Here is a 13963-nt window from a genome sequence, read left to right on the forward strand (position 1 = left end):
TCGGGTAAGTTCCGACCTGCACGAATGGCGTAACGATCTGGGCGCTGTCTCAACGAGGGGCACTGCGAATTTGTGGTACCGGTGAAGACGCCGGTTGCCCGTGGCAAGACGGAAAGACCCCGTGCACCTTTACTACAACTTAGTAGTGAGTGTTGGCGCGTTATGCGCAGGATAGGTGGGAGACTTTGAACCGGGCCTCTTGGGGTCCGGGGAGTCATTGGTGAGATACCACCCTTAGCGCTCCGGCGCTCTAACCTCGGCCTGTTAGCCAGGTCAGGGACACTGCTAGGCGGGTAGTTTGACTGGGGCGGTCGCCTCCTAAACTGTAACGGAGGCGTGCGAAGGTTCGCTCAGGCTGTTTGGAAATCAGCCGTAGAGTGCAAAGGCAGAAGCGAGCTTGACTGCGAGACCTACAAGTCGAGCAGGTGGGAAACCAGGCCTTAGTGATCCGGTGGTTCCGCATGGAAGGGCCATCGCTCAACGGATAAAAGGTACGCCGGGGATAACAGGCTTATCTTGGCCAAGAGTTCATATCGACGCCAAGGTTTGGCACCTCGATGTCGGCTCATCGCATCCTGGAGCTGTAGCAGGTTCCAAGGGTTAGGCTGTTCGCCTATTAAAGCGGTACGTGAGCTGGGTTTAGAACGTCGCGAGACAGTTCGGTCCCTATCTGCCATGGGCGCAGGAAATTTGAGGGGGGCTGTCCCTAGTACGAGAGGACCGGGATGGACGGACCTCTGGTGTACCAGTTGTCGCGCCAGCGGCAGCGCTGGGTAGCTATGTTCGGACGGGAGAAATGCTGAATGCATCTAAGCGTGAAACCCTCCCCAAGATGAGATTTCCCGAGCCGTAAGGCTCCTGAAGGCTCCTGGAAGATTACCAGGTGATAGGCCAGGTGTGTAAGGCCAGCGATGGTCTAAGCTAACTGGTACTAATCAGCCGTGAGGCTTGACCTTTTTACTTTTTTCATGCGACATCTGTGGTTGGGAACACTACCGTTTGTAGGGTATTTGGTTGTCGGTGCAGTGCTACCGTATGTGTAGGCTGCATCACGTTCTTTGATAACGTGCTCGTGCCATGTCCAGTGTTGACGTGCGCTCGACCCGCGACTTCTCATGGGTCGGGTGAGTTCGCGTGACGAGGCCGGCGCGGGTCAAGATTCCCGGTGGTCATAGGAGAGGGGTCACACCCGTTCCCATTCCGAACACGGCAGTTAAGCCCTCTACCGCCGATGGTACTGCGGGGGCAACCTCGTGGGAGAGTAGGTCGCTGCCGGGATTATTCTGCGGGCCGGATGCGAGGGATCGCATTCGGCCTTTCTTTTTCTTCCGACGGTTTAAAGCGCAAGGGCGTGCTGGATAGCATCGATTATGGCCGAAGTAACACTTTCAGTTGGTTACGAGCTGCTTCGAACGCGCTCTCATAATCCTCGAGCCCGAAGGTGCCAGCGATAAGTGGCGTGGTGTCGACACGGCCAGAAGCGAGGTGGTCGATTGCAGGCGGGAACGGTCCACAGCGAGATCCGATGATCTTGAACTCATCGATGACGGTTGGCCAGAGGGACATACTTGTCTCACCGTGAAACGTTGACTTCAGGACGACGGACCCCCTCGGTCTCAAAAGTTTTAAAGCGATTGGGAGCCCGTCTGGTCGACCGGTCGCTTCCACAACAACATCCACTTTCCGACTTCCGTCAAGAGAATCGACATGTACGGCGTTGAGTCCTAATCTTCGTGCGACTTCCAATTTATTTTCATGCTTTCCCGCGATCGTAACTTGGGCGCAGGTGGTCGCTAGTACCTGCCCGATGATGAGACCCATGCGACCGTCGCCGAGCACGATCACGTGGTCACTGCGGGTCATGTCAGTTTGCGTCAAGATTTGACATGCGGCCGCGGTGGGTTCCACGAAAACCGCGGCTGATTCACCGAGCGATTCTGGCAGTACGTGAAGATTGGAAGTGGGTAGCCATAGATATTCTGCAAAGGCTCCAAATCGGCGCCTGATACCGAGCACGGAACGAGCAGGACAGTGCTCTTTGATCCCGTTTTGACACCACCTGCAATTGTCACAGCCAACATTGATTTCGCCAACAACCCGACGCCCGACCAAAGGGCCATCAGCATCACTTGATACATCCTCCACGATGCCAACGAACTCGTGTCCTGGCACGCCTTTAAAAGCGGCGTAGCCGTTTAGGATTTGCAGGTCGGTTCCGCATATGCCCGCTAGAAGCACACGGACCCGGCATTCGTTTGGGCGCGATGGGAGCGGCACATCGCGGAGTTCCATCACACGGTTGATATAAAGAGCCTTCACAGGAGGGCTATGATATGTCGTTGCCTTCGATTCGGAGACCACAATCGGTGTCGGTAGCTCGTGAGGGATGGCACGGGTGGGACGACTATGCACAGTTCTATGACTGGGAGAGTGCACAAACGGTACAACGTCGGGACGTTGGATTTTGGCAGCGGCTGGCCGATCGGATTGGTGGCCCGGTACTAGAACTTGGTTGTGGAACCGGCCGTGTATCCTTGCCGGTAGCACGGACAGTTGAGATGGTTGTCGGCGTGGACCGGTCTAGCGAAATGCTTGACCGGGCACGGAGCAGGCTTCGCCGGTCAAGGTACGGCCCGCGTGTCAAACTAGTACGAGGTGACATTCGGGCGTTGCCGGTTCTTGACTCGGGACCGTTCCGACTAGCTATGGCTCCGTACGGGATCCTGCAATCGCTTCTGCGGGACCGCGATTTGCGAGAGACCCTATGTTCAGTGGCGGGGGTGCTACAACGAGGTGGCACTTTTGGCATTGACCTAGTGCCTGAACTACCCACTTGGGGTGAATATCAACGCCGCGTTAGTCTCCGGGCTCGGCGTGGCGCGCGTGGTGGACAGCTGACGTTGATCGAATCGGTTCGTCAGGACCGAGACCGTGGAATCACGACGTTCGATCAAGAGTTCATCGAACGGAAGGGCGCGCGACGTTCAAGTCACCAGTTTTCGATCGCTTTCAGAACATTGTCGATTCGAAAGATGCGGAACCGGCTTGAGCGAGCGGGGTTCGATATTGAGGCCGTCCTTGGGGATTATCGCGGGCGGGCTTGGGATTCACGCGCCCAGGCTTGGATCATTCTCGCTAGACGACGATGACTATTTAGGTTGCGCAGGTTGATGGAGTCCCGGGTTCTCATTTTCAACCTGCATAACGCGTTCGAGTTTCAGCGATTGACACACCCAGCACACCTCTCTCGTTACTAGTCTCGGGTTCGCCATTCACTATGTAGAGTTCCCTGGAAGCCCTAGATATTGGGAAGAGTAGCCAGATAACTAGGCGGAATAGAGGACCATCCACGCTGGGTGCCGACCCGTTCGATATGCTAAGCTTTGCTTGATTTTCTACTTTGTACTACAAAGGATTCCTGCCATGTCTGGCCATTCTAAGTGGCATTCGATCAAGCACAAGAAGGGTGCGGCCGACGCCAAGCGCGGGAAGGTTTTTACCAAGATTATTAAAGAGTTAACTGTCGCAGCACGGGTTGGTGGCGGTGACCCTGACAGTAACCCGAGATTACGAACGGTTATTGCCGAGGCCAAATCCGTCAATATGCCGGCCGGCAATATAGAACGAGCAATTCGTCGGGGCACTGGAGAAGAACCTGGTGTGTCTTACGAAGAAGCCACATACGAAGGCTACGGTCCCGGAGGCGTGGCATTGATGGTTGACGTACTTACTGACAACAAGAAACGCATTGTCAGTGAGATCCGCCACCTGCTATCGAAGCACGGAGGCAACCTGGGTGAGGCGAACAGCGTGGCCTGGATGTTTACGAAGCAGGGATGCATAGTAGTTGCTAAGGATGCTGTCGAGGAAGAGGCACTGATGGCTGTCGCGCTTGAGGCCGGCGCTGATGACCTTCGGGACGACGAAAGCCACTGGGAAGTTGTGAGCGACCCTGAGACGTTCGATTCTGTGCTCGTTGCGGTCAAGCAGTTGGACGTTGAACTGCTGTCGGCCGAGATTGTCATGATGCCCCAGAACTACGTGAAGCTTGAGGGCAAGGTTGCCCAACAAATGCTCAAACTCATGGAGTCTCTGGAGGACAACGACGACGTGAAGAACGTCTGGTCCAACTATAACATCGAGGAAAAGGAGATCGAGGCTTCGCTGGCGTGAAAATCTTCGGGATTGACCCCGGCTCCAATCGCACCGGTTATGGCTGTATCGACTATTCTGGCAGCCAGCACCGGCTGGTTACGTACGGCGCAATCGCTACTCCGCCACGCGCATCATTCCCCGAGAAGCTCCGTTGCATTCACAGTGAACTTGTGACGCTTCTGGCTACGCACCAACCCGCATGTGTTGCGGTAGAGAGCCTTTTTCACGCGCGTAATGTGCAGAGTGCTCTGAAGTTGGGACATGCGCGCGGCGTGGCCGTCCTGGCCGCGGCGCAGGCCGGAGTCACCCTTGTCGAATACACTCCGAGTGAAATCAAAAGTGCTGTTGTGGGTTATGGCCGTGCTGAAAAGCAGCAAGTTCAGCAAATGATTAAATTGCTTCTCGAGTTGGATGACATACCAACTCCGCACGATGCGGCTGACGCGCTCGCGGTAGCTATATGTCACGCCCACCAACTAACACCGTCGGGCACGGTTAGCGCTGATTCAGTAGCTGGGCGACCGAAACAGCGGAGCTGGCGGAAAGTTAAACCAGAGAATCTTACGACACGGGGGCCGTCGTGATCGCGGCTTTGGAGGGAAGGCTTGCGGAAAAGCACCCCAGTCGTATCGTCGTCGATGTGCAAGGGGTTGGCTATGAGGTGCATGTTCCCTTGTCGACCTTTTACGAGTTAGGTGAACCCGGGTCAGACGTTTCACTACGCATCCACACACACGTTCGTGAGGAAACCTTGGCGCTTTTCGGTTTTTCGTCGACACTCGAGTTACAGCTATTCGAGCGCCTGATTAGTGTCAACGGTATCGGTCCGAGGCTTGCCCTGACAGCATTGTCGGGCATTGAGCCTCCGGAGCTAGTGCGGTCTGTTCGGCAGGGTGATGTGGCCCGACTCACAGGCATACCTGGGGTGGGTAAGAAAACGGCCGAGCGTATGGTCATTGAGTTGAGGGACAATCTACCTAACATCATCTCGGCAGAGGCTGAGTCTGCCTCCTCGGTAAAGGGCGAGGCCGACGATTTGCGCGGGGACGTACTCTCCGCCCTCTTGAACCTTGGATACCATCGGCAGTTGGCCGAAAAGGCAATCAACGCCGCACTTAAAGGCTCGGATGATTTAGTTTTCGAGGATGTTTTGCGGCAAGCTCTGCGCGAACTTGCCCGCTGACCACCAAGACCATTTCTGCACTATGACTGACCCGAGAATCGTGAGTTCGGTGCGCTCGGATGACGAGGCACCGTACGAAGCTGGTCTCCGGCCCAATACGTTGGATAGTTACATTGGACAGGACCGGCTTCGTGAAAACCTCGAAGTGTCGATTGAAGCGGCACGTAAACGGAAGGAGGCGATGGACCATGTGCTGCTGTATGGTCCACCCGGTCTCGGTAAGACGACATTGGCTTACGTTATCGGAAATGAACTTGGGGTCCCTGTGCGTGCGACGGCTGGCCCAGTGCTTGAGAAGCCCGGAGATCTCGCGGCGATTCTGACGAATCTCAAACAGCACGAAGTCCTCTTCATTGACGAAATTCACCGGATGAGCCCTGTGATAGAGGAAATCCTCTATCCGGCCATGGAGGATTACGAACTGGATATTATGATCGGTGAAGGTCCCAGCGCACGTTCGGTCAAGGTGCCGCTCCAGAAATTCACCTTGATCGGGGCGACAACCCGCGCAGGTCTTCTAACGTCACCACTTCGTGCCCGTTTCGGAATTGTGCATCGCCTAGATTTCTATACAGAGATTGATATGCTCGAAATTGTCATTCGTTCCGCGGGGATTCTGAAAGTGCCCGTGCACAGGTCGGCGGTTGAGGAAATCGCGAAACGGTCACGTGGTACCCCTAGGGTAGCGAACCGGTTTTTACGACGGGTGCGTGACTATGCTGAAGTCAGAGCCGACGGTACGATTTCAGAGTCGGTTGCGAATGATGCGTTGGGGCTTCTTGAGGTCGACGAACACGGGCTCGACGAGGTTGACCGCCGACTGTTGTGCGCAGTGATTGAGCAGTTCGGCGGTGGACCAGTCGGTTTGAAGGGCCTCTCAGCCGCTATCGCTGAAGAGAAGGATGCAATTGAAGACATTTATGAACCATTCCTGATTCAAGCTGGGTTTTTGAGCCGTACACCGCGCGGGCGCGTTGCCACGGCCCGTGCATACGAATATTTAGGATTTGACGCACCAATAAAAGATCCGAAGCTGTGGTGAGGACCAAAGATACGATGGGGAAAAATGATCAGCGTTTCGTCAGGCCCGTAAAAGTTGCGGCGCTGGCAACGTATGTGCCGCCGCGGGTGATGACCAATGCGGATCTCGAAAAGCTAGTCGACACGAACGACGAGTGGATTCGTCAACGCACAGGTGTTGTCGAACGGCATGTGGTTGACCCCGGTGTTGGCACATCGGCGCTCGTGGTGCCAGCGGCACAGCAGGCGGTCGCTCAAGCTGGCCTGACGCCAGATGATATTGACCTAATCGTGGTTGGCACAACGACGCCGGACACCGTGTTTCCGAGTACAGCTTGTTTGATTCAACACCAGATCGGTGCATCGAATGCTTGGGGATTTGATCTTGGAGCGGCCTGCTCGGGGTTCACCTACGCGTTGACGACAGCCGCGGAGTTGGTCTCCACGGGTTCTCACCGGCACGCATTGGCTATTGGGGCTGATGTGATGACGAGTATTCTCGATTACCAGGACCGTGCGACCTGTGTTTTGTTTGGTGACGGCGCCGGCGCGGCAGTGGTGTCACCAGCAAATGAAGACGAACCTGCCATCATCGATTTTGCTCACGAGATTGATGGTAGCGGCGGCCCGGCGCTCTGCTTACCTGCAGGCGGTTCTCTCCTCCCAGCATCTCATGAGACTGTGGATCAGCGCCTACACTTCATCCGTCAGGACGGTCAGACGGTCTTTAAATTCGCAGTACGAAAGACCACGGAGATCTGCAAGCGTATCTTGGAGAAGAATGAGATAGACGTGGATCAGTTGGATCTGTTCGTAAGCCATCAAGCGAATAAGCGCATCATCATGTCGGCGGCTGAACGACTGGGATTGGACGAGAAGAAAGTCGTTGTCAACATTGAGCGCTATGGCAATACGACAGGAGCAACGATTCCATTGGCGCTGAACGATTCAATTGCCGACGGACGTTTAAATAAAGGCGACCTGGTTCTCCTGGCATCGGTAGGTGCGGGTTTTACCGTTGGGTCTGTACTGTTGCGTTGGGCATTCTGAAGTCAGTGACTCGGGCGAATGAACGTTGCCGAATTTGACTTTGCCCTGCCGTCCCACCTAATTGCGCAGTCGCCACCCTCCACACGAGAGGATGCCCGCATGCTCGTCCTCGATCGGGATGGTGGCATAAAGGCGCACACTACCGTTGCGGCTCTTCCTGAATGGCTACAATCTAGTGATCTGCTGACCATTAACGACACTAGGGTAGTTCCGGCTCGCCTCTTGGGTAGGCGTGTGCCGAGCGGTGGAGCGGTTGAGTGCCTACTGCTGAACCGGTTAGATGCGGGTCGGTGGGATGCGCTTGTGCACCCTGGGCAAAAGCTCCGCGTTGGTGAGCGGATGCGGTTTGAGAGGCACGGTCGTTTTATTGATGCTGATATTCTCGAGTGCCACTTTTTCGGCCGGCGGGTGGTCCGCTTAATCGCGGATAGACACGGCGACGTTGACGAGGTAATCGACGTGGTGGGCCATGTGCCGTTACCGCCTTATATCAAGCGAAGCGATGAGTCCGTGGACCACGAGCGATACCAAACCGTGTACGCACGAGTACGGGGGTCAGTTGCTGCCCCGACTGCAGGGCTGCACTTGACTGATGGGTTACTGCGTACCCTTGTGACGGGCGGAGTAGAGCGTGTCGATGTGACGTTACACGTTGGTTACGGCACTTTTAAGCCAGTTCGCGCTCATCTTGTGGAGGAGCACACTGTGGATCCGGAGCGTTACGTGATATCCGCACGGGCCGCCGCCGCACTTAACGCTGCGCTCATTGTGGGTCGGCGCATTGTGGCGGTTGGCACAACGACCACGCGGACGCTCGAAAGTGCTTCGCGTCATGGCCGGATTGAGTCCGGGGAAGCAGTCAGCAATTTATTCATACACCCCGGATATCACTTTTCTGCCGTAGGAGGACTACTGACGAACTTTCATCTGCCGCGGTCCTCACTGCTAATGTTGGTTTGTGCCTTCGCTGGTCGTGAGCGGGTATTAGCGGCTTATGCGGAAGCGGTTCGGCTGGGCTATCGCTTTTATAGTTATGGCGATACGATGCTTATCCTCTAGGGGCAGGCGATGAAATTTCCATACGAAGAGTTCGGATTCAACGAAGTTCGCACCTATCCGCTGAAATCACGGCATAGCAAGTCTCGCCTGGATGATTTCGCCAGACCTTTTCAACGTGGAACCGGGATCAGCGGTTTTGTAGACGGCCTACCGAAATTGCTCGCTGGTAAGGATTTCCGCCAGGTCGTTGATGCACTCGTTTGTGCCCATGCTGAGAATGCAGGGATAGTCTGGGGCATTGGCGCTCATGTCATTAAAACCGGTCTCTCACCGACAGTCATCGACCTTATGGAGCGTGGATTTGTCTCCGCTATTGCCACCAATGGTGCGGGCATGATTCACGATTTTGAGATCGCCTTGGCTGGTGCCACCTCAGAGGATGTCAACGAGTCGCTCGAGCCTGGACGTTTCGGTATGGCCGATGAGACCGGTCGATTACTGAACCAAGCGATCAATGATGGAGTCAACGCTGGACTTGGTATTGGGCAGGCGGTCGGAAAGTTTTTGGACTCAATCGCACCACCACATGCCGACGCCAGTATCTTTGCGGCGGCACACCGCCTCAAAGTCCCGGTGACCGTGCACGTTGCCATTGGCACCGACGTTATTCATATGCATCCACAGGTGGAGGGTGCCGCCTTGGGTAAGGGTAGCTTGTGCGATTTCCGTTATTTCGTTTCGAGCGTCGCAAGGCTCGGGCGAGGTGTGTACTTAAATTGTGGCTCGGCCGTGCTACTCCCTGAAGTGTTCTTGAAGGCGGTGGCGCTTGCACGGAACCGCGGCATGGACCTGCACGAACTCACGACCGTCAACCTTGATTTCATCCGCCATTACCGTCCGCAGACTAACGTGGTCGAGCGTCCCACCATGGGTAGCAATCGCGGAGTTTCGCTCGTCGGTCATCATGAACTGCTAATCCCTCTTCTGGCCGCAGCGCTAATCGAGCGGGTCGAGAAACCTTGATATAATCTCTTGCTACTTCTTTAAAGGCCGGCTTCGCAGTGGCTACTACCATTGGCTGCGCTGCCGGATGGGGCAACGGCAGTTCCCACAGAGTTCTGCCGGTGTAGCTCAGTTGGTTAGAGCACGCGGCTCATATCCGCGGCGTCCGGGGTTCAAGTCCCTGCACCGGCACCATCTTTTATTGATCGAGGCAGTTCACATGTTGGGCTCGGGCGCATTGTCTGGGCCACGTTGTTACTCCGATGGCGGTAAGACGCCAATGCTATGCAAGGTATTCTAGACCGCGTCCTACAGACGATTCGGAGACACTCTCTCATTCCACCCAGCGCACGCGTGCTGGTAGCCGTTTCTGGCGGGTCGGATTCAGTCGCGCTCGCCCACTTATTGCACCGGCTTTCGAAAACAGAAGAGTTCAAGGTTAGTGGCATTATTCATCTCCACCACGGGCTGAGAGGCGAAGCGGCTGATGAAGACTCGAAGGCCACACGGGTGCTGGCCGATGACCTGCAGGTGCCGTATCACGAAACGCGTGTAGATGTTCGCGCAATGGCGCGTGAGCGCGGGAACTCGATCGAAGAAGCAGGGCGGGCTGCACGTATCGCGTTCTTTGAGGAGACGGCTAAGCGCGTCGGCGCAGACCGCGTAGCAGTTGGACACCACCAGGATGACCAGGCTGAAACGTTTTTGCTACGGATTCTTCGTGGTGCCGGCACTCGAGGACTTTCTTCAATTTATCCACGCCACGGTGTCATCATTCGTCCACTACTTGAGTTGTCCAAGCGTGCGCTCAGGGACTTCTTGGACGCGGAAAGTATCAAGTTTCGAAACGACGAAACTAACAATGATTTGACTATTCCGCGGAATCGGATTCGGCACCAGCTGCTTCCATACCTACGTGAGAACTTTACCCAGGGTATTAGTGCGGTCCTTGCCCGAGAGGCCCATGTGGCGAGACAGGATGCAGACTGGTTGGACGATGCAGCAGACCAAGCCTCGGCTCGTGTCGTCGAAACGAGAGAGAACGTTGTCACGCTTGATGCTAGGGAATTGCTTGCGCTGCCACCCGCGCTTGCGTGGCGCGTGGTCAGGCGGGCGCTCGGAACGCTCGCTCGCGAGCGGTTTATCAGCCTAGATCATGTTGAGGCGGTGATGGGATTAACTGCTTTTGGTAATAAGCGTTCAGTGTCTTTACCGGGTCAGCGAGCGGAGATGGTTAACGGCTCGGTCCATTTGGAGCCGGCTGATGTAGTCATGACCGCGGAACCGGTCGAGTTTTCTTACATGCTGTCGGTGCCAGGTGAAGTTCTTGTGGAGGAATCTGGGCGGCGGATCAAGGCAACACTTGGGAAGGTGCCAGATCGATCGGGGCTGTGTAACCGCAGCGAGTTGGTGGCAGTGGACGCGGAAAGAATGGTTGGGCCAATGACGGTTCGCGGCCGCCGACCGGGTGACCGACTCCGTCCGCTGGGTTCACCGGGGAAACGATCACTTCAGGACCTCTTCGTTGACCGAAAGGTCAGCCGCGCGAGTCGTGATCAAGTGCCGATTGTCACCGATTCTGATGGGAGGATCGTGTGGATCGTTGGTCTGACAGTTGCGCATCAATTTCGGGTCACGGAGCGCACACAGTCCGTGATATTCTTGGAAAGTAAGAAGTTAGGGGTGGAAGAGTGAATACGACACTGAGAAGCTTGTTGTTCTGGGCGGTACTCGTTGTGGTGGGAGTGCTTATCTGGAACTTCTCGACCGACTTTCAGACCCGCGACTCCGCGCTGCCGTTCAGCGAATTTGTGGTGCACGTTGAACAGGGCCAGGTCGATAGCGTCACGCTGACCGGTAACGAGATCGCCGGCCTGCTCAAGAACGGCGATCGCATTCAAACCTACGCGCCTCCCCAGTACGAAGGCCTTGCGAACACGCTGCTTGAGCGTGATGTGCAAATCACGGCTAAGGAAGCGACTGCTAGTCCATGGGCCACTCTCATGTATTCCTGGGCGCCGGTACTGCTAATCATCGGGTTCTGGATCTTCTTTATGCGCCAGATGCAGAGTGGTGGCAATAAGGCTCTATCGTTTGGCAAGAGCCGCGCCAAGATGTCGTCCAGCACCCAAAAGAAAATGACGTTCAAGGATGTCGCTGGCGTGGATGAAGCGAAGGAAGAACTACAGGAAATCATCGAATTCCTCAAGGAACCGCAGAAGTTCCAGAAACTCGGAGGACGGATACCCAAGGGAGTGCTGCTTATAGGTGCCCCTGGGACTGGTAAGACACTGCTTGCCCGCGCGGTTGCTGGCGAGGCGAGTGTGCCGTTCTACTCAATCAGCGGTTCAGATTTTGTTGAAATGTTCGTTGGTGTTGGTGCATCGCGTGTGCGCGATCTGTTCGAGCAAGGTAAGAAAAACGCACCATGTATCGTGTTCATTGATGAGCTCGATGCTGTGGGCCGGCATCGCGGTGCGGGTCTTGGTGGCGGGCATGACGAGCGGGAACAAACACTAAACCAGTTACTTGTCGAGATGGACGGTTTTGAATCGAATGAAGGTGTCATCCTCGTGGCTGCGACAAACAGGCCGGACGTTCTCGATCCAGCGCTTTTGCGGCCAGGTCGTTTTGATAGGCGTATCATCGTTAATCGGCCAGACGTCAAGGGGCGCGAAGGTGTACTCGCAGTACACACGAAGAAGATTCCACTGTCTGATGACGTCGACATTAGTATCGTGGCCCGTGGAACCTCAGGGTTTTCCGGCGCTGACCTTTCAAATCTTGTGAACGAGGCGGCACTTAATGCTGCTCGGTACAACCAGAAAACAGTACGGATGGCTGACTTCGAGTTCGCTAAGGACAAGGTCCTGATGGGTTCTGAGCGGCGCTCGATGATAATTAGTGACGAGGAGAAAAAGACCACGGCTATTCACGAGGCCGGCCATGCCTTGCTCACTGTCTTGCTGCCCGACGCTGATCCGATACACAAGGTCACTATCATCCCGCGTGGGATGGCGCTTGGTGTAACCCAGCAACTTCCTGTAGATGACAAGCACAGTTACTCGCGTGAATACCTCAATGATCAAATTGCTGTTCTGCTTGGTGGTCGAATAGCTGAGGAAATTACGAATGATAGTGCGACCACGGGAGCTGGTAACGATCTCGAGCGTGTTACTGAGCTTGCCCGCAAGATGATTTGCGAATGGGGTATGAGCGACACGATGGGGCCGTTGACGTTCGGCAAGAAGGAAGAACAGATCTTTCTTGGTCGCGAGATCGCACAGCACCAGGACTATAGTGAGGAAACTGCGATCCGGATTGATCAGGAGGTCAAGCGGGTTGTCATGGACAACTACAAACGATCGCGTGCCCTCCTTGAGGAGAATCACGCGGTGTTAGTCAAGGTGGCGGAGGAGTTGCTCGTGCGCGAAGTGCTGGAGGGTGCGCAGGTCCGGCGTTTGGTGGCTGGGTTGTCACTGGACGACCCGGAAGAGACCCCTGGCGCGTCGGGTAAACCGCCTTCGCCTGAGAAAGCGCCCGAGGAACAGCAGTCGGTGGTACCGCCGCTGCCACCGCTCAACAAGCCACTCCCTCAGGAGTGATGTTACCGGCGTGCCCCGAAGCGGGTTTGAATTCTTCAAAAGACGCGCCGTTGATACCGAGAAAAGCCTACGATGTTCCGCTTGCGAATGAGGGTGTTCTTCGTCTTGGTTCCCGCACGCTAATTATGGGCGTCGTTAACGTGACGCCGGACTCTTTTTCGGGCGACGGTCATACTGACCCTGCTCAGGCGATTGCGAAAGGGCTTGCCTTGGTTGATGCTGGTGCCGATATCTTGGACGTTGGTGGAGAGTCGACTCGGCCGGGTGCAACGCCACTTGACGCGGAGACAGAGGAGCGTCGCGTTGGGCCTGTGATTGAGGCGTTGGTAAACCAAACTAATGTTCCTATTTCAGTTGATACTTACAAAGCGGGTGTAGCGCGGGCTGCCCTGAATTGTGGGGCTTCGCTAGTCAATGACGTTAGTGGGCTAAGGTATGATCCGAACCTAGCTGGGGAAGTGGTGGTGCGACGAGCTGGACTAATTTTGTCCCATACACGGGGTCGTTCGAGCGACATGTACAGCCAAGCCAGCTACAAAGCAGTAGCCGAGGAAATTATTACGGAATTAGAGTGGAGCCTAGAAGCTGCTTCCGATGCAGGAATTCCTAGGGAACACGTGATCGTGGACCCTGGACTCGGTTTCGCCAAGCGCGCCGAGCACAGTATGGCCGTACTTGGCCAACTCGACCGGTTTCGTTTACTTGGTCGTCCGATTCTTGTGGGTCCTTCTAGGAAGTCCTTTTTCACGGCTGTGCTTGGAGACGTCCCGCCGGACGAGAGGGAATGGGGCACAGCTGGCGCTGTTGCAGCGAGTGTGTTGTTGGGAGCCCATGTGGTTCGCGTACACGGTGTTCGTGAAATGGTAGACGTTGTGCGTGTCGCGGACTCGATTCGGATGCATAGGGAAGGCATCGGCTTTACTGCGGCCGATCAATCTTGAAGTCAACT

12 protein-coding genes, 1 tRNA gene and 2 rRNA genes are annotated in these 13963 nt (G+C 55.6%); 14 read left to right on the forward strand and 1 reads right to left on the reverse strand.

Translation table 11 applies throughout. The annotated features are described in order from the left end of the window. Together QGH09_00110 and rrf are read left to right on the forward strand one after the other, a co-directional pair. A 23S ribosomal RNA gene (locus tag QGH09_00110) occupies positions 1–956 on the forward strand; the annotation flags it as partial. Between the two features lie 205 nt (positions 957–1161). Next, positions 1162–1278: ribosomal RNA gene (rrf, locus tag QGH09_00115) — 5S ribosomal RNA — on the forward strand. Between the two features lie 90 nt (positions 1279–1368). On the opposite strand, the gene QGH09_00120 is transcribed toward rrf, so the two are convergent. After that, on the reverse strand, positions 1369–2319 hold the full coding sequence (locus QGH09_00120) for an alcohol dehydrogenase catalytic domain-containing protein (GenBank protein ID HJO16593.1): 951 nt from the start codon (positions 2317–2319) through the stop codon (positions 1369–1371). Between the two features lie 14 nt (positions 2320–2333). Here QGH09_00120 and QGH09_00125 point away from each other — a divergent pair, with 14 nt between their 5' ends. The 12 genes from QGH09_00125 to folP all read left to right on the forward strand — a co-directional run bounded on the left by QGH09_00125 (position 2334) and on the right by folP (position 13955). Next, the gene (locus QGH09_00125) at positions 2334–3149 is read left to right on the forward strand and encodes a class I SAM-dependent methyltransferase (GenBank protein HJO16594.1); all 816 of its coding nucleotides are present in this window, start codon (positions 2334–2336) and stop codon (positions 3147–3149) included. A gap of 274 nt (positions 3150–3423) precedes the next feature. Continuing rightward, a complete protein-coding gene (locus QGH09_00130) occupies positions 3424–4173 on the forward strand; it encodes a YebC/PmpR family DNA-binding transcriptional regulator (protein ID HJO16595.1) in 750 nt (249 codons plus the stop codon). Beyond that, on the forward strand, positions 4170–4739 hold the full coding sequence (ruvC, locus tag QGH09_00135; protein ID HJO16596.1) for a crossover junction endodeoxyribonuclease RuvC: 570 nt from the start codon (positions 4170–4172) through the stop codon (positions 4737–4739). The genes QGH09_00130 and ruvC overlap by 4 nt, the downstream gene beginning before the upstream one ends. Then, positions 4736–5338 carry a Holliday junction branch migration protein RuvA gene (gene ruvA, locus QGH09_00140; protein ID HJO16597.1) on the forward strand — a complete coding sequence of 201 codons (603 nt, stop codon included), beginning with the start codon at positions 4736–4738 and terminating at the stop codon, positions 5336–5338. Before ruvC ends, ruvA begins: the two co-directional genes overlap by 4 nt. Before the next feature lie 22 nt (positions 5339–5360). Then, complete coding sequence (ruvB, locus tag QGH09_00145) at positions 5361–6380, forward strand: Holliday junction branch migration DNA helicase RuvB (GenBank protein ID HJO16598.1); 1020 nt, start codon at positions 5361–5363, stop codon at positions 6378–6380. 14 nt (positions 6381–6394) lie between these two features. Then, positions 6395–7408 (forward strand): beta-ketoacyl-ACP synthase III, encoded by a 1014-nt coding sequence (locus tag QGH09_00150; GenBank protein ID HJO16599.1) that lies wholly within the window; start codon positions 6395–6397, stop codon positions 7406–7408. Positions 7409–7426: 18 nt separating this feature from the next. Further along, positions 7427–8467 carry a tRNA preQ1(34) S-adenosylmethionine ribosyltransferase-isomerase QueA gene (gene queA, locus QGH09_00155; protein ID HJO16600.1) on the forward strand — a complete coding sequence of 347 codons (1041 nt, stop codon included), beginning with the start codon at positions 7427–7429 and terminating at the stop codon, positions 8465–8467. A gap of 9 nt (positions 8468–8476) precedes the next feature. Next, positions 8477–9430, forward strand: a complete 954-nt coding sequence (locus QGH09_00160; protein ID HJO16601.1) for a hypothetical protein — start codon at positions 8477–8479, stop codon at positions 9428–9430. 97 nt (positions 9431–9527) lie between these two features. Beyond that, positions 9528–9604, forward strand: a tRNA-Met gene (locus QGH09_00165). Between the two features lie 90 nt (positions 9605–9694). After that, on the forward strand, positions 9695–11104 hold the full coding sequence (gene tilS / locus QGH09_00170; protein HJO16602.1) for a tRNA lysidine(34) synthetase TilS: 1410 nt from the start codon (positions 9695–9697) through the stop codon (positions 11102–11104). Further along, positions 11101–13014 carry an ATP-dependent zinc metalloprotease FtsH gene (gene ftsH, locus QGH09_00175; protein HJO16603.1) on the forward strand — a complete coding sequence of 638 codons (1914 nt, stop codon included), beginning with the start codon at positions 11101–11103 and terminating at the stop codon, positions 13012–13014. Before tilS ends, ftsH begins: the two co-directional genes overlap by 4 nt. Positions 13015–13040: 26 nt before the next feature. Beyond that, complete coding sequence (folP, locus tag QGH09_00180) at positions 13041–13955, forward strand: dihydropteroate synthase (GenBank protein ID HJO16604.1); 915 nt, start codon at positions 13041–13043, stop codon at positions 13953–13955. Positions 13956–13963 lie beyond the last annotated feature (8 nt).

It is taken from the genome of Vicinamibacterales bacterium (assembly GCA_036012125.1).
In the GTDB taxonomy this organism is placed as follows: domain Bacteria; phylum Acidobacteriota; class Vicinamibacteria; order Vicinamibacterales; family UBA823; genus UBA11600.

What these genes read in the sequence shown, in the direction of transcription:
- QGH09_00125 (HJO16594.1), top strand. Translation starts at nt 2,334, where the DNA reads ATGTCGTTGCCTTCGATTCGGAGACCACAATCGGTGTCGGTAGCTCGT.
- QGH09_00130 (HJO16595.1), top strand. Translation starts at nt 3,424, where the DNA reads ATGTCTGGCCATTCTAAGTGGCATTCGATCAAGCACAAGAAGGGTGCG.
- ruvB (HJO16598.1), top strand. Translation starts at nt 5,361, where the DNA reads ATGACTGACCCGAGAATCGTGAGTTCGGTGCGCTCGGATGACGAGGCA.
- QGH09_00150 (HJO16599.1), top strand. Translation starts at nt 6,395, where the DNA reads ATGGGGAAAAATGATCAGCGTTTCGTCAGGCCCGTAAAAGTTGCGGCG.
- queA (HJO16600.1), top strand. Translation starts at nt 7,427, where the DNA reads ATGAACGTTGCCGAATTTGACTTTGCCCTGCCGTCCCACCTAATTGCG.
- QGH09_00160 (HJO16601.1), top strand. Translation starts at nt 8,477, where the DNA reads ATGAAATTTCCATACGAAGAGTTCGGATTCAACGAAGTTCGCACCTAT.
- tilS (HJO16602.1), top strand. Translation starts at nt 9,695, where the DNA reads ATGCAAGGTATTCTAGACCGCGTCCTACAGACGATTCGGAGACACTCT.